This window comes from Shewanella vesiculosa, assembly GCF_009994065.1.
Lineage (GTDB): Bacteria > Pseudomonadota > Gammaproteobacteria > Enterobacterales > Shewanellaceae > Shewanella > Shewanella vesiculosa.
Map to the genome: position 1 here is coordinate 402,402 of NZ_JAACSD010000004.1, position 21,260 is coordinate 423,661.

Below are 21,260 nucleotides of genomic sequence, written 5' to 3' on the forward strand. Positions count from 1 at the left end.
GCCATTGTTACTGATGATGGCTGGCCATATTCAAATACCTATTTTTATACACTTAAGCCAATATAAATAGGTACTTGAAACTGGTGAAGTTTGCTAGCGAACAGCCTTATAACCATAAAACACTACAGCACTTAATCCGCAACTCACTTCAATAAGCATTTTACATAAAACAAATCTTGTTAACTAAACAACAATTTGCTTATCTTGAACCAGTTTAAAAAATATCCCCTTCTTTATCCATTCCAAATCATTGTTAAAAAGCTTAATCTGTCCACTTATTAACTCTGACCGACAGCTCTCGTTGTTTGCTTTATTATAGTTTTACTATAGATAAATAAGGATTTTGTAGATGAAATGGATGTTGTTTAAGCTTTGTATCGCGCTACTCGCGTGTGGATTATCTACAGATGTTTTCGCAAGCGTTAAGACATTGGTTTGTAACAATTGCTCAGAATTATCTATGGGTCAAACCGCCCTAAAAGGGGCTGTAGAGTTTACGCTGCCTTACATCATAGTGGTTGATATTAAAAATAAGGCCGCTCAAAAATATCGAGTTGAGCAAAATCGCTATGCAACACCTATTGTTCATCCCATCGACATGTCGACGATTGAACAACGCGAAGTGAATTCACTTTATTCATATACAGATGAATTAGTCAGTATCATCAAAAAAGCTGAACGGAAAAATCAATTAAAACTGGCTAGGATTCAGTCCACCTCAATCGCTAAAACGACTACAGCTGATTCTGAAAAGCACCTTTTTTATGCTGGTCATATTGACGGCAATGGCAGTATTTATGACTTCCTGCAGACAAGTTATTTGCGTAATGATCTTTATGATGTTTATTTCAAAGAGTATATTCCAGCATTAAAATCAGCAAGTTCCATGGTATTAAAGGCAATAAAAATCCCTAGTATGAATGATTTGGGAGTGTTCTTAACGATTGATTTCAATTCAACTGAGGAACTTAATCAGCCACAGAATAGTTTCTTGAATGTATCGCTTAATATTGTCACCAGTTCGTTTGTGATTCACCGGGGCCGAGATGGTTTTAACAACTCAATACCCATGACGAGCAAATCTGCGACAGGTGTTTTTCATTTTGCTGATATGGATGAAAAAGATAAGTTTGAAGCGTATATCCGAACACTTGCTAGCGGTGATTGCGCCTTTGTTATGTCTGAAAAGCAGCTTGATGATAAATACATTTATCAGTATATCTGTCACTAAAATATCTATTTAGCATCAAGGTTATGCTCAAAATGACCGGGCGAAAACCACAGGGTACTCGTCCATCAAATAGCAATATCATGGCATAAAAATCTGTATTCCGGCTCACTAGCAATAGCGAATGACCGCTAAAAACCTTAGCTACTCAATCTCACGTTTCGTACACACAAACAAGGCGTTGCCTGAAGCTAAATCCCACGGGATGATTTTGTCGTAATCGTGTTCAAAAATTTGCACCTCGAAGTACGGGCTTAACAAGGCTTCGAGTTCAGTAAAACTGGTGGCGACCATCGCATGGGAATCTTGCCATTGCTGAGTCTTATCAGCATCAGTTTTGGCAATACTGACATTAAGCGACTGCATTTCACCCTCCCCCTGATAATGCCAGCCAGATTCAAACACAAACTGGCTGCCCGCAAACTCGGCGCTGTGGCGCACTGACGCCTTGTTATTGATTTTATGTTTATCAACTGTGTTGAAACAAAACAGGCCACCAGTATTTAATGCTTTATACACACTCGCAATGCAGGCTTTAAGCGCCTCGGTACCTGGAGAGTAATGAATGGAGTACAAAAAACAGGTGATCAAATCGAGTTTTTGGTCAACATAAAACTCAGTCATATTTTGCAAACTAAACTGCGCTTCAGGACAACGACGCATCGCAATATCGAGCATAGGTTGATTGATATCCAGACCACTGCTTTGAAACCCTAAATCGATGAAATGCCTCACGTGCGGCCCAGTACCACAGGCTAAATCTAAATGCTGTTTACCGCTGTTACCCAAAAACTGATGCAAGCGCACTATGCTATTGCTTTGCTGCTGATAGTTAATGTCACAGCACATTAAATCGTAATAACCGGACAAATCGGTATAAAGGGCATTGGTAGACATATAAAGGGATCGGCGACATAGGCAAATTTAGGGTGGCGCATCATATATCAAATCGCACGATTGAGAAATAAGGAATGAGAAATCACTAACGACTATTCTCTAAAAGCTAACAACAAAGTAAATCGTCGCTCAGCAAGATAAGCCCAAATGCTAAAAGCCCCCCGACCTCCTTCTATGCGAGGCTTTTTAGCGTTTTACTTAATCTCTCAATTAATCACTGATAACAATGACGTTAAATGACTAACGTACCCACAGCATGAGCTCATTCGCACCTATCACCGCAGCTTGTCTTTTAATTAGGACTCCTGCTGGATCAAAGAGTAATAGCTCATTAGGTCTCGCTCGGTATTTAGCGATGAACGCCTCTCCCTCAGGAGTAGCCTCTCTGGCAAGCAGAAAAAACACGTTATCACCAAGATGAGAGCGAGCTTCATTCATCTGTTCAGTCTGGGTGGTACTCGACACAAGGTTAGGATTATAAACAAAGACTACCGCAGGCTTACCCTTACCGATTTGCTCGTGAGTACCTTTAAATCCCTTGGGCATCAGCATGAGCAAGAGTCCAAGCAGCAAAGCTATGGATGCAATGACACTTATCGCAACCCAAGGTATTTTACGAGCTGCGTGTAAATTATGTTTATCCATAACGATAAGTCCTTCTTTTAAAGTTAAAATACATCACTAAGTAACAAGTCTAATCAACCAACCTGAGGCCTAGATTAAAAATGGCTGCAATAATCAGCAGATTATTTAAATGGCTATAACGTTTACCCTGACGGATCTCTTCTTAATGGTAAAGGTATCTATTATTCGATGTGCCTATTAATCACTTCGCTCAATTTTATCGCTAGTCTTTATCTAACACTTTTTCGATGTGCCTATCTAATTGCATTGAATTAATGCCACTTTATCTGTTGAGGTTTTGCTAAAGAGCACTCAAAATATCAATCGGTCCGAGTTCAGGTTAGTGACTTTTTTGATACAAACGTACGTAATCAATTAGCATTTGTTTCGGCCAGATATCGTCAGCAACCCCTTTAATACCACCCCATCCACCGCCTACGGCAATATTAAGAATGACATGAAACGGTTTATCAAACGGCCATGACTGCCAGCCTTGGTGATCATTGATATACGAAAAATATAGAGTGTCATCGATAAACACATCTATGCGCTCTGGGCTCCATTCCATCGCATACAGATGAAAGTTATGGGTAACATCCGGCTCATAAAGCGCGCCTTTGCGTTGCTTAAAGTTTTTCCAGAAAAAGGCTTTATTGTGCATAGTAGAATGTATGCGCCCCTCATCAAAACCAACGTGTTCCAAAATGTCTATCTCGCCAGAATTGGGCCAGCTATTACAAAGTTTTTGCTCATCAGTAGGATCTTCACAGGGTTCGGCATAAGCATCAAAATCACTTGGCATCATCCAAATCGCTGGCCAAGTGCCTAAGCCGTCAGGCAGTTTAGCCCTCACTTCCACTCGCCCATAAAGTAAATCACCTTTACCGGCTGAAGTAATGCGCGCCGACGAGTATTCATCACCTTGAAAGAAATCACGTCGCGCTTCAATGATCAAATTTCCGCCTTGTTGACGCACGTTTTCGCTGCGATCAGTATAGCGTTGCAGTTCTTCATTAACGCGTTTGGGTGCCCACAGCTCATAGTTCCACTTAGTCTCATCGACTCGGCCATCCTGATTAAACTCATCTTGCCAAAGCAGTTGCCAGCCTTTATCTACCTGATAAGGTTTACGAACCACAATGGCACTAATGCTGGCGTTGCCGGTTGCGGCTTTGAAATCAATATTCAATTGACCATCTGCAAGCTCAACATTTGGCACACTGATGTCATAGGAGGTCATATTACGCCCGTCGCGATCGTTAACGACATCAATAACAGGAATACGCTGCTGGCCCTCAATCCACACCGAGAACTGTCTTTTGCCTTCCTGAGTCCATTGGTCTTCGGCAAAGCGTAACGTCACACTATAAGTACCATTCGCTAGTGGCTGCTGGTAAGCAATAGTTTCACCCTGGCGAGAAGACAAATACAAGTTTGGATCTTGAGTGCCAAGTATCGTCCCCTTGGCGATAACAACATGACTCGCATCGCCACTGGCCATTTTTATAGCGTCAGCCTGATATTGAATCCCGTCTGAAGAAAGATAGGCATCGCCGCCACTATTAATAGCCCAGACTATTTGGTCCGAAGGATTAGCTTGATGATGTTGAGTTTGAGCTTCAGGTATTTTGAACGTGTGGTGGCTGCAGGCAGCTAACAGAAGAGAGGTGCTGGCGACCAGCAGCATTTTGCGATATTCCATTATGTTATTCCATAAATACGTCAGCGAATACCGATGATAAACGCAACACCTTATGTAAACAATATGTAACCGGCTGCACTTGAACGGAGAGCATAAGCAAAATATCCGAGCCGAATTACAGGTCATTAATGAGAAAACATTAAATGGAGCAATTAAATATTTAGGAGCAAAACAGAATAAATGAGGATGGTGCAATACCGTTTACGCTTGCCGATTACACTCTGTCACATACGTCATGCTCTAACACCAGTAAATTATTTCTGCGCTTCCTTTTGTATTTTAAATAAGGAAATGAGCTGTGTATTAAGCATAGTAATTTGATGATCTAACACTTTTCGCTGCAATTCAGCTTCTTCTGAATTGTCACCAATCAACTCTCGACGTTGCGCTTGTAACTCTTTAATATCTTCTTTTAACTGATCAATTTTCTTTTCTATTTCAGTGCGCGTATCGACTTGCTTTGTCTGCGGTGATGTTGCACCACGTGCATTATTACGCATTGTAGAACTTAATTCAGAAGACAGCTTTTTTTGCGCCTCATTTGAAATAGACACCTTATCTGTCGCTTCAACTTGAGTGTTCAATGTCCCCTGTGGTGCAATAGTAGACCGTAATCTAACTGACACTTTTTGCAGGTTATCTGTCACCGAAGTCGTTGAGTTTACGCCTAAAATATTCAATGGTTGCTCCTTGCATAGCAGGCTAATATTTATATCGACTTTGATGCTAAAACCTTTAGAAAACAGGGACAAAGACGGATTTAGTTAACGGTAACCATACTGATTAATCAATTGATTTTATTCGCTTTAGCTAAATCAACAGGGGTGTATAAATACAAAAACAACCGTTATCGACATCGAATAACTCACATTACCCATATCAAGCTCTTATAAGGTTTGCGGCCAAAAAATGACTTCCCCCTAGGCTCACCCCCCACAAAAACCTAACGTCTACAGACATTATGAAATACACTATGCATCGCGCCAAGCGTATAGATGACACCTCAACATGCTTGCCACACTATGCAAGCACAGCTAAAGTTCATCATGTTATTGTTTTACCATGAGTGGTTCGATTGATTTCTAGCGTATTTTATCTGAAGGGTTAAATTTTTTTATGGAAAAAGTGTTTGAAAGATTGATGTATGCATCGCGCTGGATCATGGCGCCTATTTATTTAGGATTAAGCTTAGTCTTACTCGCCTTAGGCATAAAGTTCTTTCAAGAGATCTTTCACATCATACCCATTATTTTCACCATCGCAGAAGTTGATTTGGTACTGATCACCCTATCACTCATCGACATCACCTTAGTCGGAGGCCTGCTCATCATGGTGATGTTTTCAGGTTATGAAAACTTCGTATCACAGCTTGATGTGGGCGAAAACAGTGAAAAGCTCAGCTGGCTAGGCAAGATGGATTCAGGTTCACTTAAAAACAAAGTGGCCGCCTCTATTGTGGCGATTTCATCGATTCACCTACTCAAAGTATTTATGAATGCCGAAAACATCGAAAACGACAAGATCATGTGGTATCTACTCATCCACATCACCTTCGTGTTATCAGCCTTCGCCATGGGATATCTGGATAAGATTACGCGTAAGTAACCATCCATCTCCAAATAAAAAGCCCTGATACATAACAGCATCAGGGCTTTTTATTTACTATCGATTAGTACCACACTTTAGGATCAGCATTATGATTCTGCGCTATATCAATACTAATCCCCAGACCATTCAGAATTTTGAACACTGTCGAAATATAAACATCATTGCCTTTCTCAACACGGATTAACGTCTTTTTAGTCACGCCACACAGCAGAGCCGCCACATCCTGAGTCAGTGCTGCTTTGTTTCTAGTTTCTTTAATGAGTAAGCCTAAAGATTGTTGATTAAGTGCTTGATTGAGTGAAAGTGCCATAACGTTAGTCCAAAGTGTACATTGCTACACTTTATTGTGATTTACCCTATTTTTACAAGTAAAGGTGTAACATAGTACACTTCTGCAGTGCCTAAGTCGTTAAGCAAGCTGAAAGTGTAGGTTGTTACACTATCGAATCGATTACGCCCTACGTTTAAAATTAACACTGGCTTTTTTATCAGCATCATAGATATTATGAGCTTGATTATTATCAAGTTATGAATGGATGCTGTTGGTAAATGATTCTTAAAACTAAAACACTACAAATGACCAAAACGCCGCAAATGATTGCGGGTCAAAAACAGGAACAGGATGTAGCTTTCTTCTTACGCCGTGCATTTAAAGATCATCCTGAAGTACTGGTTATTAACGACTTCAAATTTAGCTTTAATGATGAAACTGCTCAAATCGATCACTTGATCGTGTATACCTATGGCTTTGTGCTAATTGAATCAAAAAGCATTAAAGGTCACGTTAAAGTGAACAACCAAGGCGAATGGACACGCAGTTATAACAACCAATGGTCAGGTATGTCTTCGCCAATTAAGCAAGTTGAGCTGCAACAAGCCTTGTTGCAAGAAATGCTCAAGCATCATAAGAATGACATATTAGGTAAGTTACTGGGTATAAAGCAGCAAGGCTTCAATGGACGCTGCTGGCATTATTTATGTGCGGTATCCAGTAATGCGGTGATCGACCGAAAAACCATGCCCAAAGAGATTTCGGACAAACTGTATAAAACTGAATTTTTGGTCGATGAGCTCAAAAATATCATGAATCTTAAACACAAACTGATCCGCTTGGTCAGTGTCACCGACACTAGACCAGACTTTAGTCAGCAAGAACTCGATTCAATTGGCCAATTTCTTATTAGCCAACATATCGATTCAAATACTCAGCAGGCTAATAATGCTCCGGTGGGACTAAAGCAAACCCAAGCGATACCGAACACACCAGAGCTTGAGCAAGGGCCTAAACCAGCATCAGCACCCACTCATCATCTAGTTCAATCTACTGTCGCAATACTTGCACCAGTAGCAGCATTCGCGCATCAGCAACACCCCATAATAAGCTGCAAACATTGCGGTGAATCAACACAATACACCCCGATGTATGGCAAATTCGGTTACTACATCAACTGTAACCAATGCAGCAAAAATACATCGATGAAATTACCATGCCACAATGCAAAAGTAAAAATACCAAAGCCACCAAGCGCAAAGAAACCTACACCTTGAATTGTGTGGATTGTGGGTTTGAAAAGCAGATTATTTAGAGGGTAAAACTTTGCATTTATTCCGTTTATTCCGTTTATTCCGTTTATTATAAATTGGATCATTCAATATGAAACAAAAAAAGATAGGACATCTGACTTGGGATGAGGTAATTCCAATTATTACCAAAATTGGATCATTTCTAGGGATTATGTACCTAATTGGAATGCTTATAGTTCCATTATTCAGTTGGAACTGGGCTTATATACAAAGAGTTTGGAGCCATTGGCAATCATTAAACGTTGGGGTTTTAGCTTTTACGTCAACAGTTATTGCATTTAATATATCTAGGAGCCAAGCAGAACGACAAAGAGAACGTGAGTTCATAGCCGCTAGGGCTTTCCTTCCAGAGGCATTAAGCGAACTTAATGAATACACTAAAAGAAGTGCTGCAATACTGTTGGTAGCCTTGAACAATGCTAGAACCCAAATAGAACATGATAGTAGAGTCCCAAGACATTTAACGCCTCCATTACCCCCTCTAACGCTACCACCAATATACAAACAAGTATTTAGCAATTGTATACGCCACGCAAAGCCAGATATGGCAGAACACCTTGCAAACATTCTGTCTCAGCTACAGGTACATAGTGCGCGATTATCCAATTTAAATGATCGTTCAAACAGGTCTTCAGATATTCTCATAAGCTATATTTTCGCTTTGGGGAAGCTCCACGCTTACATTTATCATACCTTCGATTCCGCACGTGGCGAAGCTCAGTTTGTAGAGCTAGATCTAACAGAAAAAGATATTTTGAGCGCATACACAATTTTAGACATTCAACTGTTTATTGATGAAGAACTCAAAGATTATACAAGCAGAAGGTTCCGTAAATAACGATATGCCCTATGACGATGTTAATGAGTTTACTCTATGCAGTCTTTATCGTAGATTATTCTAATTAAAAAAATAATAGAGTTAATTTAAAAGGATTTAATTACGATATGGATACCTATGCACCTGATAGCGAAGTCGTTATTGGATTAGTTACCCCGGTGGGCGTCAACTATGATGATATTCGTTCACGTTTCGAAACCTACTTCGATAGATACCAGTACAAATCTAACTGGCTACATCTGAGCAAATTGTTTGGCTTACTTATTAATAATGAAAGTACTGAGTTATTATCTGAAGGCGAAAGGCTTCAGCAGGCAATGACCATCGGAAATAATTTACGCCAAGATAATAACAGAGATGACATAATGGCACTTGTTGTAATTAATGCCATTTTATCTAAAAGAGAAAGAGACTCTGAAAATTCTGATCGAAGTAAACCCTTATCTAGAACGGCCCATATAATACGCTCACTTAAACACCCCGATGAAGTTGAAACACTACGCACAGTTTATGGAAAAGGGTTCATGCTCGTCGGAATTACAGCTAACGAAAGCAGTCGCATTAAATACTTAATGGATCAGAAGGGTGTAGAAACAGAAGAGAAAGCCAGAGAGCTAATTGAGCGTGATGATAGAGAAAATGATTTACCAACAGCATATGGTGAGCATGGTCAGTCAACAAGAGATGTATTTCAACTTTCAGATTTTTTTCTAACAATTGATACTGTTGAAGAATTTGACAAACAGCTTCAACGCATTTTCAATCTTCTATTTGCTAAGCCAGTTGTATCTCCAGATCTTGATGAATATGCTATGTTTTTAGCTTATGCAGCGTCGTTACGCTCGGCTGATTTATCAAGACAAGTTGGCGCCGTTGTCGTCGGGCACTCTGGCGACATTATTTCAACGGGTGCAAATGATGTCCCGAAAAAAGGAGGGGGCCTGTATTGGCCAAACCAAGATGATCAACGAGATCATATTTTTGGTTGTGATACGAATGAAAGAGAAAAAAAAATTATAGCATTAAAAATATTAAAGGAATTCGATTCATATAAAACTGATTTATCTGAGGATGATAATTATAAAATAGCGAAAAAAAGACTCAAAGAAACAGGTATTTTGGATATTACTGAATATGGTAGAGCTGTACATGCCGAAATGGAGGCATTAATGTCAGCTGCACGCACTGGTACTTCAGTTTTAGGTGCGACACTATACACAACGACATTCCCATGTCACAATTGCGCAAAACACATAGTTGCTGCGGGGATTGATAAAGTAGTATTTATAGAACCTTACCCTAAAAGCTTTGCGACAAAGCTTCATAGCGATTCTATCGAAGTAGAAAAAGGCGATAGGGATAAGACAAAAGTACAATTTTATCAATTTGCTGGCGTTGGACCACGAAAATTTATTGATTTATTTTCGATGAAGTTAGGTAATGGTAGAAAGCTAATAAGGAAAAAGTCTGGAAAACTTGCTGGCTGGGACAGGCAAAGTGCGGAGTTGCGAATTCCATTGGTACCGCTATCATATCTAGAAAGTGAATTTATTCTTGACGCTGAGCTTCAAGAGATATTACAAAAACATAAGGACAGCCCAAATGACAAATAATAATTCTGCGGCAGTAGTTAAAAGCTTACCTTTATGGATGCAAAACTACCGTCTAACATCTAATTCGCCTAAAAAAGAAACGACAAATCAACCTATTCAAACAGCCTCTCATAAAAGAGCTGAATGATTGAGATTACAGCATATAGCGAAGATTGTAAGCTTGACCCATAACTAAAAAAGCCCCGATACTATTAAGTATTGGGGCTTTTTTAGTTTTATATGAAATTTGGTTTCAGCTTTAAGGCTTTAGAACGACAATGTATGTAGCGTAGGATAAATCGGGTAAGAACAAAGCGCTTTACCAAGACGTTTAGTTTTTATTAATCACCTAAGTGAGTGATGAAGCAACGCAGTTCTCTGACTCTCAGATACAAAAAATCCCTGACACTATTAAGTATCAGGGATTTTCATTTATTTAGCTCTAAGCTACTAGGCTTGAGAACGACAATGTATATAGCGCAGGATAAATCGGGTTAGAACAAGGCGCTTTACCACGACGTTTAGCTTTCTTAAACGAGTGGTGAAGCAACGCAGTTATCACCGATTTAGACCAGCTAGATTACATCATGCCGCCCATTCCGCCCATACCACCCATTCCGCCCATATCTGGCGCAGAATCTTGTGGTACTTCAGCAATCATCGCTTCTGTTGTGATCATAAGACCAGCAATAGATGCGGCGAACTGTAGCGCGCTACGAGTCACTTTAGTTGGGTCTAGGATACCCATTTCTAACATGTCACCGTAGGTGTCGTTACCAGCGTTGTAACCGAAGTTACCTTCACCGTTTTTAACAGTGTTAGCAACAACTGATGCTTCTTGACCAGCGTTAGTTGCGATTTGACGTAAAGGCGCTTCCATAGCACGTAGTGCAATCACTACACCGTGTTTTTGGTCTTCGTTCAATACTTCAACATCTTTAATTTTGCTTGCTACGCGAACAAGGGCAACACCACCACCGGCGACCACACCTTCTTCAACCGCTGCGCGAGTTGCATGTAATGCATCTTCTACGCGCGCTTTTTTCTCTTTCATTTCAACTTCGGTTGCTGCGCCAACTTTGATGACTGCAACACCGCCAGCTAACTTAGCCATACGCTCTTGAAGCTTTTCTTTATCGTAGTCTGAAGTTGACTCTTCAACTTGTTGTTTGATTTGCGAAACACGTGCAGAAATTTGCACTTGGTCGCCACTGCCGTCGATGATAGTAGTGTTATCTTTAGTGATGATGACGCGCTTAGCTGTACCTAAATCTTCTAGAGTCGCTTTTTCAAGTTCTAGACCGATTTCTTCAGCGATAACAGTACCGCCAGTTAAGATTGCAACGTCTTGTAGCATTGCTTTACGACGGTCGCCAAAACCAGGTGCTTTAACAGCAGCAACTTTAACGATGCCACGCATGTTGTTCACAACGAGTGTGGCTAATGCTTCGCCTTCAACGTCTTCTGCAACGATAAGCAATGGCTTACCTGTTTTAGCTAGACCTTCAAGGATTGGTAGCAATTCACGGATATTAGAGACTTTTTTGTCTACTAATAAAATGAATGGGCTGTCTAATTCAATGCTGCCAGTTTCTGGCTTGTTGATGAAGTATGGTGATAGGTAACCACGGTCAAACTGCATACCTTCAACAACGTCTAATTCGTTTTCAAGCGCTTGGCCTTCTTCAACTGTGATAACGCCTTCTTTACCGACTTTTTCCATTGCGGTTGCAATGATGTCGCCGATTGACTCATCAGAGTTAGCAGAAATGGTACCTACTTGAGCAATGGCTTTAGTGTCTGAACACTCTTGAGAAAGTAGTTTAAGTTCAGCAACGGCTGCGATAACCGCTTTGTCGATACCGCGCTTAAGGTCCATTGGGTTCATACCCGCTGCAACTGCTTTTAGGCCTTCTACAACAATAGCTTGTGCTAATACTGTTGCAGTAGTGGTACCGTCACCGGCAGCATCATTGGCTTTAGAAGCAACTTCTTTGACCATTTGTGCGCCCATGTTTTCGAACTTGTCTGTTAGTTCGATTTCTTTAGCCACTGACACACCATCTTTAGTGATCATTGGCGAACCAAAGCTTTTATCTAAAACAACGTTACGACCTTTAGGGCCTAAGGTTACTTTAACTGCATTGGCTAGGATGTTAACGCCTGCAAGCATTTTTACGCGTGCGTCGTTACCAAATAAGACTTCTTTTGCTGCCATTTTTTGATGTTCCTTTAAATTTAATGATTAAGTGGAAAGTCGATTGATGCGTGAGGCTTAGCCTACTACTGCCATCAGGTCAGCTTCTGACAGGATTAAGACTTCTTCACCGTCAATTTTTTCTTTCTTAACGCCGTAACCTTCATTGAAGATCACTACGTCGCCCACTTTAACGTCAAGTGGAGTAACTGTGCCATTTTCTGAAATACGACCGTTGCCTACAGCAAGGATTTCACCGCGAGTTGATTTTTCTGCTGCGCTGCCTGTAAGCACGATGCCACCTGCAGATTTAGATTCAACTTCTAAACGTTTAACGATAACGCGGTCATGTAATGGACGAATATTCATCTATGAACTCTCCTAATGATTTGATGCCCAAAAAGCGAGGCTATTGACTAACAAATAAGGGTTTTCCCCTTGATGCATGTGATATGGGGGTGGTTAGTCGCAGATCCAAGGGGAATTTTAAAAAAAACTCTACTTTTTTTAAGTCTGTTTTATTAAAGTAACGCTAATCCTGATAGAATTCGGCTCCGTTAAAATATCAAAGCTGAGAATTGATGAAAGACAGACACGGGTTGCTCACAGCGCCAATTGGTCGTGTGCTGCTTAACATGACCTTACCGAACCTGATTGGGATTATGACCATTCTTGGTGGCAGTCTGGTAGACATCTTTTTTATCAGTCAGTTAGGCACAGAATCGCTCGCGGCAGTCAGCTTTACTTTCCCGATAACCTTAGTCATTTCCAGTATTGGTATTGGCATTGGCGCCGGCGTGTCGACCAATTTAGGTCGCTTGATTGGTTCTGGGCATGCGCCCGAATCCAGAGTGTTTTTATATGACGCCTTGTGTATGACCTTTGTGATTATTTGGGGCTTATCGATTCTCGGTTGCATCTTTATAGAACCCGTTTTCAGTTTACTGGGTGCTAATAGCGCCAGTTTGCCGCTCATTAATGACTACATGTGGTACTGGTATTTAGGCGCTCCAGCGCTGGTGTTATTAATGGTGGGTAATCAAGCATTACGCGCCACGGGTGACACTCATTCTCCGGCTAAAATTATGATGTTAGCCGCGATTGTTAATTTGATCCTCGACCCGCTACTTATCTTCGGTATTGGGCCTTTTCCACGACTCGAAATCCAAGGCGCGGCGATTGCGACAACACTGTCTTGGGTGGTGGCCATGTCGCTGTCGGGCTACCTGATCATTGTCAAACGTAAACTGGTGCAGTTTGCAGACTTTGATGTTGGCCGGTTAATTTTACACTGGAAAGTCTTATCGCATATTGCCCGCCCGGCAGCATTAATGAATGTGATTAATCCGATTGCCAACGGCATTATTATGGCGATGTTGGCCCGAATTGATCATGCTGGTGTAGCCGCATTTGGTGCCGGTATTCGCCTAGAGTCGGTATTGTTGATTGTGGTGATGGCGCTGTCGTCGAGTTTAATGCCGTTTATTGCGCAAAACTTAGGTGCTGGTCAAAATGATCGCGCGAAAAAAGCCTTATTGATGTCATTGCGGTTTGCATTTGTGTTTCAAACGTTATTGTTTATTCCGCTGTATTTTTTTGCTGAGTCTATTGCCGGGCTATTCACTCATGACCCACTGGTTATCGAATGGCTGAGTTTTTATATTATGATATTGCCTGTCTCTTATGGGCCGCTTGCCATTGTGATTATGGTTGCCACTAGCTTAAATGCTTATCATAGACCCTTGAGTTCACTGGTAATTAACTTATGCCGCTTAATGTTATTGATGCTACCGCTGGCGGCGCTAGGCTCTTATATTGGTGGCGTGAAAGGGATTTTATTGGCACTCCCCATCGCCAATACGTTAATGGGTATAGCTTGTTATTATCTGGCGACTAAAATTAGCGAACCCGAAAAGATTAAGCATGCTGTGCCTTGCCCAGATAACGCTAATCACACCGCATCTGACGATGCTGCTACATCGGACGATCAAGTCGATGCAACCAAGCCAAGCAGTCGCCTCAGTGAATATTAAACTGTGTTAATAATGGCCGCCGAACTTGCTTTTTAATCGCGCTAAGGTGATTAATAAGCTTATATTTGAACGCAATAAATCTGGTTTATGATGAAAAAGTCCATTTATGCCGCCATGCTCTCTGGCATTATTTGCCCTGGCAGTGGCCAACTCTGGTTAGGGAAAAAGCTACTCGGCTGGGGGTTTATCAGTGTCAGTTTGCTGTGCGTATTGGTGATTATGAACCAGATAATTAGCCGCGCCCAAGTGATTGCTGAGCAAATTTTGGCCGGTGAGATTGGCAATGATTTAAGCTCCATTTATGCTGCTGTCTCTGGGGCGGCACTCGACACTGCAGGTGCCAGCATGTCGGCCTTAACTTGGGTGTTTTTGGCCAACTGGGGCTTAAGCATTATTAGTGCATTTTGGTTAGGCGCGCAGCAAGACAAGCAGCTTCAGCTACAAAAATAAAAACCGCAATAAACACAAAAACAGCCGAGTAATGCATCTGCATCAATCGGCTGCTTATTCTTATCTGTCATCAAAACGCTGTATTCCGTCAACCAACACTGCAGATAACGTTGATCAAAGATTAAATTCGTTTAGTGCGATTAAGACGGTTTGTGGTCGTCTTTTGGCTTAATCGGCTCAACATCAATAATATCGTCATCCTGATTGTGATCCGTTTTGGCATGCTTATCTTGAGGCGGGTTTTCACTCACATCAACATCATGTTGCTCATGCTCAATTTGATGGCTACGTGGGCGATCATTTTTATGCTCAAAATCACCGTCGAAGGTATTACCCTGCTGATCAAATGGCTTTTGCCCCGCAAAAGGACCCGATTGTCCGAAAGGACTTTGGCCACCAAAACCAGGTTTAAAACCACCATTGGCGACCACACGCAATTGCATACGCTTATATAAAAACGCGGCAATGGGAGAGCGGGTTAATGGTGTTAATAGAATTAAACCAATAAAGTCGGTCACAAAACCAGGAATAAGCAATAACACCCCGGCGGCGGCAAGCATCATGCCTTCAACAATTTCTTGTCCGGGTGCTTCACCACGAGCTAATTTTTGTTGCACGCTCATTAACGTACTTAACCCTTGGCTACGTACCAATGACACACCAACAACGGCAGTAAAAAGTACCAAGGCGACGGTAGTCCATGAGCCAATTGAACTGGCAACTTCAATGAGTACATTGAGCTCTATAACGGGTACTAAAACAAATATTAACAATAAAATAAAAAACATATTGGCCTCTAATGATCGCTTTTTGATAGAGTGGCGACCGATAAAATAACTGTTGCCGATGAAACTTAAATGGGGGTGAACGGGTCTATTTTCAAGACGCGTCACGAATATCATCTCAGTTTAATGAAAATGATGCTAAAACATCGTACTGTAATGCGTTGCAGTATAACGCCTTTAACTTAAGTAAACTTTAAGACAACTTATGTATAAACCTGAACAGCTACTTATTTTAACCTCTTGCCCAAATGCTGAGGTTGCTGCAGGTATTGCGACAAAATTAGTCGAAGCGAAATTGGCAGCATGCGTACAAATAGGCCAAGCCGTTGAGTCAATTTATCGCTGGGACAATAAAATTTGTCAGTCAAATGAAGTACCAATACAAATAAAATGTATGGCATCTGATTATCATTCAATTGAACAACTCGTGATCAAAATGCATCCTTATGAAGTACCAGAATTCATTGCCACTCCGATTATCGGTGGTTTTGGCCCTTATTTACAATGGATAAAAGACAACTCACCATCATGAAAAAAATCGTCGCACTATGCCTAACATCTCTGTTACTGATGTCATCAATCCTCCTCGCGCCAGTGGCACACAGCGCGAATGCCTTGGGGAATAAATTCAGCTTTTTAAGCAGTGAACCTGAATTAATGAAGGTCAACGATGCTTTTGTGTTTGACTACCAGCAACAAGGTAATCAGCTCAAAATCAACTTTGTGATTGCTGAGGGTTATTATCTATACCGCGACAAGCTGCAGTTTTCTGTTGATGGTGCAGTTATTGGTGATATTGAATTACCTCATGGTAAAAACCACCATGACGAATATTTTGGCGACCAAGAGGTGTTTTACTCGTTCGTTGAAATTCCGATCGCATTTAAAGAAGCCCAAGAAGGTGCAGTGTTTCATGTCACCTTTATGGGTTGTGCTGAAGGTACTTTGTGTTACCCACCGACCAAGCGTGATGTGACCTTATCAGCCATTGAAGCGAATGATGGCAAGATAGTCAGCAAAAAAGTGATTGGCGCCCCTGATGACACGCAATCAGCAAACCTAACCAATGCAACTGATGCTCCAGCAACCCCTATCACTGAGCAAGACACGTTAAACCAAATGCTACAAAACGATAGCCTATTGTGGACCTTAGTGATTTTCTTTGGTTTAGGTATCGGCTTAGCATTAACACCATGCGTGTTCCCTATGTACCCTATTTTATCAGGCATTATTGTTGGCCAAGGCCAAAAATTGTCAACGGCCAAAGCCTTCACCCTCTCTATGGCCTATGTACAAGGCATGGCGATTACTTACTCCTTACTCGGACTAGTTGTTGCCTCTGCTGGACTTAAGTTTCAAGCAGCCTTGCAACACCCTGCAATTTTGATTTTCTTAGCAGTGATGTTTGTATTGCTGAGTTTGTCGATGTTTGGCATGTACGATTTAAAACTGCCATCTAAATGGCAGGAAAAAATGAACTCAATGTCGAACAACCAAAAAGGTGGCAACCTGATTGGCGTGTTCATGATGGGCGTTATTTCAGGCTTAGTCGCCTCACCTTGCACCACAGCGCCATTATCTGGCGTGCTTATTTACGTGGCGCAGTCTGGCGACTTGCTACAAGGTTTTTTAGCCCTATATGTCCTGAGTATGGGCATGGGCTTACCGTTATTAGTTATTGGCACTTCCGGTGGTAAAATTTTACCTCGCGCAGGGGCTTGGATGGACATTATTAAAACCATCTTTGGCTTCTTGCTGATTTCAGTGTCTATTGTGATGATTGGCCGTATTTGGCCAGGTTTAGTATCCGATTTACTCTGGTCTGTATGGGCAATCAGCTTAATTGCTTACTTAATGCATCAAAATAGATTGTCAGAGTTTAACTGGAAACAAAGCACCCGTGGAGTACTGCTATTGTTGGCGTTAATGGCAAGCTTCTCTTATGGTTTCCAAGCAATGATGGCTGGTTTTGGCCATACCTCTGTGCAGATGAACCAAGCGGGTGTTGAAGGTAAAACCAAAACCGAAGCGAATCACTTTATCCGCATTAAATCGCTAGACGATTTAGAAGTAGAATTAGATAAGGCCAGTATTAGCGGCAAAACGGTAATGTTAGATTTATATGCCGACTGGTGTGTGGCTTGTAAAGAGTTTGAAGCCATTACCTTTAAAAATGCTGATGTAGAAGCACGGATGAAGCAAATGGTGTTATTACAAGCGGACGTGACAGCCAGTGATGATATTGATATTGAGCTGCTAGAGCATTATGGCGTATTGGGTTTACCGACATTATTAATGTTCAATACCGACGGCAAACAACGTGAAGATTTACGGGTAACCGGATTTATGGGACCAAAAGACTTTGCAGCCCATTTAGATATCCTTTTAGCAAAATAAATCGCCTGAGTAATATCGCGCATTAACGCAATGCGCGATATCTACACGGCAAATATAATGCATTCACTTTATTGACTAAATAAGTTACCTAACAGGCTATGTTACTCATCATACTTAGCTGTAAGTAGGGTATTAAGTGCAGTTATAAAGACAATCTGTTAGTAAAATCTTTGCCTAGAACACAATATAAAACAGTATCTTTAATCACTAAAGATGCTGTTTTTTGCTTTTGTGGTATTAAAGTCACCGTAAGTTAACCTTTTTCTTATACAATATAATTTTTATATTCCTCATCTAAGGAGTTTTATGGAACCCGCTATCCTTATTATCACTCTGCTTTGCGGTATGTTGGTTAGCCGTGTTGGTTTACCGCCACTCATAGGTTATCTTGCAGCTGGTTTTGTATTATTTACCTTAGGAATTAAAGACACTAGCTTGCCCATTTTGCAACAGCTTGCCGACTTAGGTGTAACCTTACTGCTGTTTTCCATTGGCCTTAAACTTGATCTAAAGAGTCTTTTTAAAGCCGAAGTATGGGCTGGTTCAAGTTTGCATTTAATCGGTTCAATTCTGTTTTTTGTGCCTGTACTTAAGGTATTAGGCTTTTTAGGCATTGAGCAACTAGATGGATTTAGCTTTAATCAACTGATGCTAGTTGCGTTTGCTCTGAGTTTTTCAAGTACTGTATTTGCGGTAAAAGTACTTGAAGACAGCGGTGATATGCAGTCTCTATATGGCCGAGTAGCGATTGGTATCTTAATTATGCAAGATATCTTCGCGGTAATATTTTTAACCATTTCCAAAGGTAACATTCCATCTGTTTGGGCCTTTGCCTTGTTGTTACTCCCATTAGCAAAACCACTGATATACAAAGTGTTTGACCGAGTAGGCCACGGTGAAATGTTAGTGTTATTTGGCCTAGTGATGGCCTTAGTTGTGGGCGCATGGCTATTTGAAGCCGTAGGTTTAAAGCCAGATTTAGGCGCCCTGATTGTGGGGATTTTACTCGCAGGACATGCTAAATCATCTGAGTTAGCTAAATCGATTTATTTCTTTAAAGAGCTATTCTTAGTCGCATTTTTCTTAACCATTGGTTTAAACGGTTTGCCGACACTGGCAGATATCGGCTTAGCCGCTATTTTAGTAGTGTTAATCCCGGTTAAGATTGTTATGTTTATCTACTTGCTAACCCGCTTTAAATTACGTTCGCGCACCTCGTTATTAGCCTCATTTAACTTAGGTAACTACAGTGAGTTTGGTTTAATTGTAGCTGCTGTTGCGGCGCAAAAAGGTTGGTTACCACCACAATGGCTGATTATTATTGCGGTCGCGTTAAGTATTAGTTTCTTATTTGCAGCACCGCTGAATAACAGCGTCGCGAAGATTTATTTACGTTATCAAACCAGACTAATGAGACTGGAACGCCATCCTTTGCACCCTGAAGATCGCCAAATTCCAATTGGTAATCCACGCTTCTTAATTTTAGGTATGGGCCGAATTGGTTCAGGTGCTTATGATGAATTACGTTCAAAATACATAGGCGAGATATTAGGTATTGAGCATAAACAAGAGCTGGTCGACTTTCATCGCAATCAAGGTCGTAATGTTGTTCAAGGGGATGCTGGCGATACCGATTTTTGGGAAAAACTCGAACGGGCTCCTAATTTAGAGTTGGTTTTACTGGCAATGCCAAATCACGTCGGTAACTTGTTTGCCGTTCAACAACTGAAAAGATTAAATTACGAAGGTAAAATCAGTGCCATTGTACAATACACAGAAGACGCCGATTCGTTAAAAGACTCAGGTGTGAATACTGTGTACAACTTGTATGAAGCTGCAGGTAGAGGTTTTGTTGACCATGTGATTAAAGAGCTACTTGATTCGCCATCAGTCATCGTATCTGAATCCGCCGGCGAAATAACCAATGAGAATCACGCTATCGCGGCAGATGAGCAGCCCGTTAAGTCAACATCATAAAATCTGTCCCTAAGTTGCGATCCATTTAAAACGCCTAGAAATATCTCTAGGCGTTTTTGTTTTCCACAACGTATTTTCAATTTTGCGTCGGATAAACAAATCACAGTTACAGATCGAGTAAAGTCATGCTATAACTCCACTAATAAGACTTTTTCTTGTCACCCTTTGTTGGATTTTTTGAAGTATGTCAAACCCTGCTCAACGCGCGACTAAATTATTCGTGCAAACTTTTGGCACTAAGCCCGATGATTTATACCAAGCGCCCGGGCGAGTTAACATTATGGGCGAACATACCGACTATAACGAAGGCCTCGCATTACCTGCCGCCATTAATTTTCATACTGTTATTGCTGTAAAGCATCGCGATGATGATTTATTTCGCGCGGTCAGTACCGCTTTTCCGGGGCACATTAAGCAATGGTACTTTGGCGAAGAAGGAACCGTAGCTGCTGGCGATGATTGGAGCCATTATTTAAAGGGCGTTACAGCCGCAATGAACCAATCAGGTTTACAGGCAAAAGGCTTAGACTTAGCGATTGTCGGTGATGTGCCGCTTGGGGCAGGTTTATCATCTTCAGCAGCACTGGAAATCGCGTTTGGTACTGCTATCAGTAATGCCAGCCAATTACATTTATCACCTATTGCTATTGCCCAATTAGCACAGCGCGGTGAAAGCCAATTTATGCAATTAAATTGCGGCATGATGGACCAAATTATCAGTGCGATGGCAGAGCCCGATCATGCCTTATTGATTGATTGCTTAGAACTAGAAAGCGAAGCTGTGCTATTGCCTGAAGAATTAAGCTTGATTGTGATTGATATAAAACAAGATCGTCATGTTTTTACACAGCAGTTTGAACAGCGCAAACAAGAATGCAGTCAGATCACTGCGATACTTGGCCTCGATTCTCTTCGCGATTTATCACTCGCCCAACTGAATCTAAATAAAGAGGTATTGAGTGATGAGCAGTTTCGCCGTGCTCGCCATGTGATCACTGAAAACCAACGCACCAGTAATGCAGCCCGAGCATTACAACAGAATAATATTGCTCGTTTTAGTGAGTTAATGGCGCAGTCTCAAGTTTCAATGCGTGATGATTTTGAGATTATTACCCCTGAAATCGATTGCTTGGTGACTATGGTTGCATCGCTGATCGGCGAACAAGGCGGTGTGCGGATGAGCGATGGCTGTGTATTAGCTCTGGTTAATCATGATCTCACCGATGAGGTGATTAATGTGGTTGAAAAGCAATATTTTGAGCAAACAGGTATCGAAGCAACAATATACTTGTGTTCAGCAAGTGGCGGTGCAGGACGCATCAGTTAATATTTTACAAAAGTGGGAAGC

General features: G+C 41.3%; 19 protein-coding genes and 1 pseudogene. 12 read left to right on the forward strand and 8 right to left on the reverse strand.

The features are described 5' to 3' along the window. The first annotated feature begins 349 nt into the window (after positions 1 to 349). Positions 350 to 1,231 (forward strand): hypothetical protein, encoded by an 882-nt coding sequence (locus tag GW828_RS04075; RefSeq protein WP_273057828.1) that lies wholly within the window; start codon positions 350 to 352, stop codon positions 1,229 to 1,231. A 141-nt stretch (positions 1,232 to 1,372) separates the two neighbouring features. Here the strand turns inward: GW828_RS04075 and GW828_RS04080 are convergent, their stop codons facing one another. The 4 genes from GW828_RS04080 to GW828_RS04095 form a co-directional block, all read right to left on the reverse strand. After that, the gene (locus GW828_RS04080; protein WP_273057827.1) at positions 1,373 to 2,125 is read right to left on the reverse strand and encodes a class I SAM-dependent DNA methyltransferase; all 753 of its coding nucleotides are present in this window, start codon (positions 2,123 to 2,125) and stop codon (positions 1,373 to 1,375) included. Positions 2,126 to 2,365: 240 nt separating this feature from the next. Beyond that, the gene (locus GW828_RS04085) at positions 2,366 to 2,677 is read right to left on the reverse strand and encodes a hypothetical protein (protein ID WP_273057826.1); all 312 of its coding nucleotides are present in this window, start codon (positions 2,675 to 2,677) and stop codon (positions 2,366 to 2,368) included. A 412-nt stretch (positions 2,678 to 3,089) separates the two neighbouring features. Further along, positions 3,090 to 4,451: a malectin domain-containing carbohydrate-binding protein gene (locus tag GW828_RS04090; RefSeq protein WP_273057825.1), complete on the reverse strand. Its 1,362-nt coding sequence runs from the start codon at positions 4,449 to 4,451 to the stop codon at positions 3,090 to 3,092. Positions 4,452 to 4,705: 254 nt separating this feature from the next. After that, positions 4,706 to 5,131: a hypothetical protein gene (locus tag GW828_RS04095; RefSeq protein ID WP_182741723.1), complete on the reverse strand. Its 426-nt coding sequence runs from the start codon at positions 5,129 to 5,131 to the stop codon at positions 4,706 to 4,708. A 436-nt stretch (positions 5,132 to 5,567) separates the two neighbouring features. Here GW828_RS04095 and GW828_RS04100 point away from each other — a divergent pair, with 436 nt between their 5' ends. Next, positions 5,568 to 6,056: a TIGR00645 family protein gene (locus GW828_RS04100; protein WP_124015240.1), complete on the forward strand. Its 489-nt coding sequence runs from the start codon at positions 5,568 to 5,570 to the stop codon at positions 6,054 to 6,056. A gap of 64 nt (positions 6,057 to 6,120) precedes the next feature. Here the strand turns inward: GW828_RS04100 and GW828_RS04105 are convergent, their stop codons facing one another. Beyond that, on the reverse strand, positions 6,121 to 6,369 hold the full coding sequence (locus GW828_RS04105) for a helix-turn-helix domain-containing protein (protein WP_273057824.1): 249 nt from the start codon (positions 6,367 to 6,369) through the stop codon (positions 6,121 to 6,123). A 239-nt stretch (positions 6,370 to 6,608) separates the two neighbouring features. Between GW828_RS04105 and GW828_RS04110 the strand changes: the two are divergent. The 4 genes and pseudogenes from GW828_RS04110 to GW828_RS04125 all read left to right on the forward strand — a co-directional run bounded on the left by GW828_RS04110 (position 6,609) and on the right by GW828_RS04125 (position 10,221). Then, positions 6,609 to 7,645 (forward strand): annotated as a pseudogene (locus GW828_RS04110) (nuclease-related domain-containing protein). 68 nt (positions 7,646 to 7,713) lie between these two features. Beyond that, positions 7,714 to 8,481: a hypothetical protein gene (locus GW828_RS04115; RefSeq protein ID WP_273057823.1), complete on the forward strand. Its 768-nt coding sequence runs from the start codon at positions 7,714 to 7,716 to the stop codon at positions 8,479 to 8,481. 107 nt (positions 8,482 to 8,588) lie between these two features. Continuing rightward, the gene (locus tag GW828_RS04120) at positions 8,589 to 10,094 is read left to right on the forward strand and encodes an anti-phage dCTP deaminase (protein WP_273057822.1); all 1,506 of its coding nucleotides are present in this window, start codon (positions 8,589 to 8,591) and stop codon (positions 10,092 to 10,094) included. Further along, a complete protein-coding gene (locus GW828_RS04125) occupies positions 10,084 to 10,221 on the forward strand; it encodes a hypothetical protein (RefSeq protein WP_273057821.1) in 138 nt (45 codons plus the stop codon). The genes GW828_RS04120 and GW828_RS04125 overlap by 11 nt, the downstream gene beginning before the upstream one ends. Positions 10,222 to 10,653: 432 nt before the next feature. On the opposite strand, the gene groL is transcribed toward GW828_RS04125, so the two are convergent. Both groL and GW828_RS04135 read right to left on the reverse strand, forming a co-directional pair. Next, positions 10,654 to 12,291: a chaperonin GroEL gene (gene groL, locus GW828_RS04130; protein WP_124015244.1), complete on the reverse strand. Its 1,638-nt coding sequence runs from the start codon at positions 12,289 to 12,291 to the stop codon at positions 10,654 to 10,656. A gap of 57 nt (positions 12,292 to 12,348) precedes the next feature. Then, positions 12,349 to 12,639, reverse strand: a complete 291-nt coding sequence (locus tag GW828_RS04135) for a co-chaperone GroES (RefSeq protein WP_124015245.1) — start codon at positions 12,637 to 12,639, stop codon at positions 12,349 to 12,351. A 212-nt stretch (positions 12,640 to 12,851) separates the two neighbouring features. Between GW828_RS04135 and GW828_RS04140 the strand changes: the two genes are divergently transcribed. Beyond that, positions 12,852 to 14,303 (forward strand): MATE family efflux transporter, encoded by a 1,452-nt coding sequence (locus tag GW828_RS04140; RefSeq protein WP_273057820.1) that lies wholly within the window; start codon positions 12,852 to 12,854, stop codon positions 14,301 to 14,303. Positions 14,304 to 14,393: 90 nt separating this feature from the next. Continuing rightward, a complete protein-coding gene (locus tag GW828_RS04145; protein ID WP_124015247.1) occupies positions 14,394 to 14,753 on the forward strand; it encodes a hypothetical protein in 360 nt (119 codons plus the stop codon). A 140-nt stretch (positions 14,754 to 14,893) separates the two neighbouring features. Here the strand turns inward: GW828_RS04145 and GW828_RS04150 are convergent, their stop codons facing one another. Further along, positions 14,894 to 15,541 (reverse strand): FxsA family protein, encoded by a 648-nt coding sequence (locus tag GW828_RS04150; protein ID WP_124015248.1) that lies wholly within the window; start codon positions 15,539 to 15,541, stop codon positions 14,894 to 14,896. 202 nt (positions 15,542 to 15,743) lie between these two features. Between GW828_RS04150 and cutA the strand changes: the two genes are divergently transcribed. The 4 genes from cutA to galK all read left to right on the forward strand — a co-directional run bounded on the left by cutA (position 15,744) and on the right by galK (position 21,239). Then, positions 15,744 to 16,070: a divalent-cation tolerance protein CutA gene (gene cutA / locus GW828_RS04155; protein WP_124015249.1), complete on the forward strand. Its 327-nt coding sequence runs from the start codon at positions 15,744 to 15,746 to the stop codon at positions 16,068 to 16,070. Beyond that, positions 16,067 to 17,935: a protein-disulfide reductase DsbD gene (locus tag GW828_RS04160; RefSeq protein ID WP_273057819.1), complete on the forward strand. Its 1,869-nt coding sequence runs from the start codon at positions 16,067 to 16,069 to the stop codon at positions 17,933 to 17,935. Before cutA ends, GW828_RS04160 begins: the two co-directional genes overlap by 4 nt. Positions 17,936 to 18,241: 306 nt before the next feature. Beyond that, entirely contained in the window at positions 18,242 to 19,912 is a 1,671-nt protein-coding gene (locus GW828_RS04165; protein ID WP_273057818.1) for a cation:proton antiporter family protein, read from the forward strand. 184 nt (positions 19,913 to 20,096) lie between these two features. Beyond that, positions 20,097 to 21,239, forward strand: a complete 1,143-nt coding sequence (galK, locus tag GW828_RS04170; protein WP_182723629.1) for a galactokinase — start codon at positions 20,097 to 20,099, stop codon at positions 21,237 to 21,239. The last annotated feature ends 21 nt before the right edge of the window (positions 21,240 to 21,260 follow it).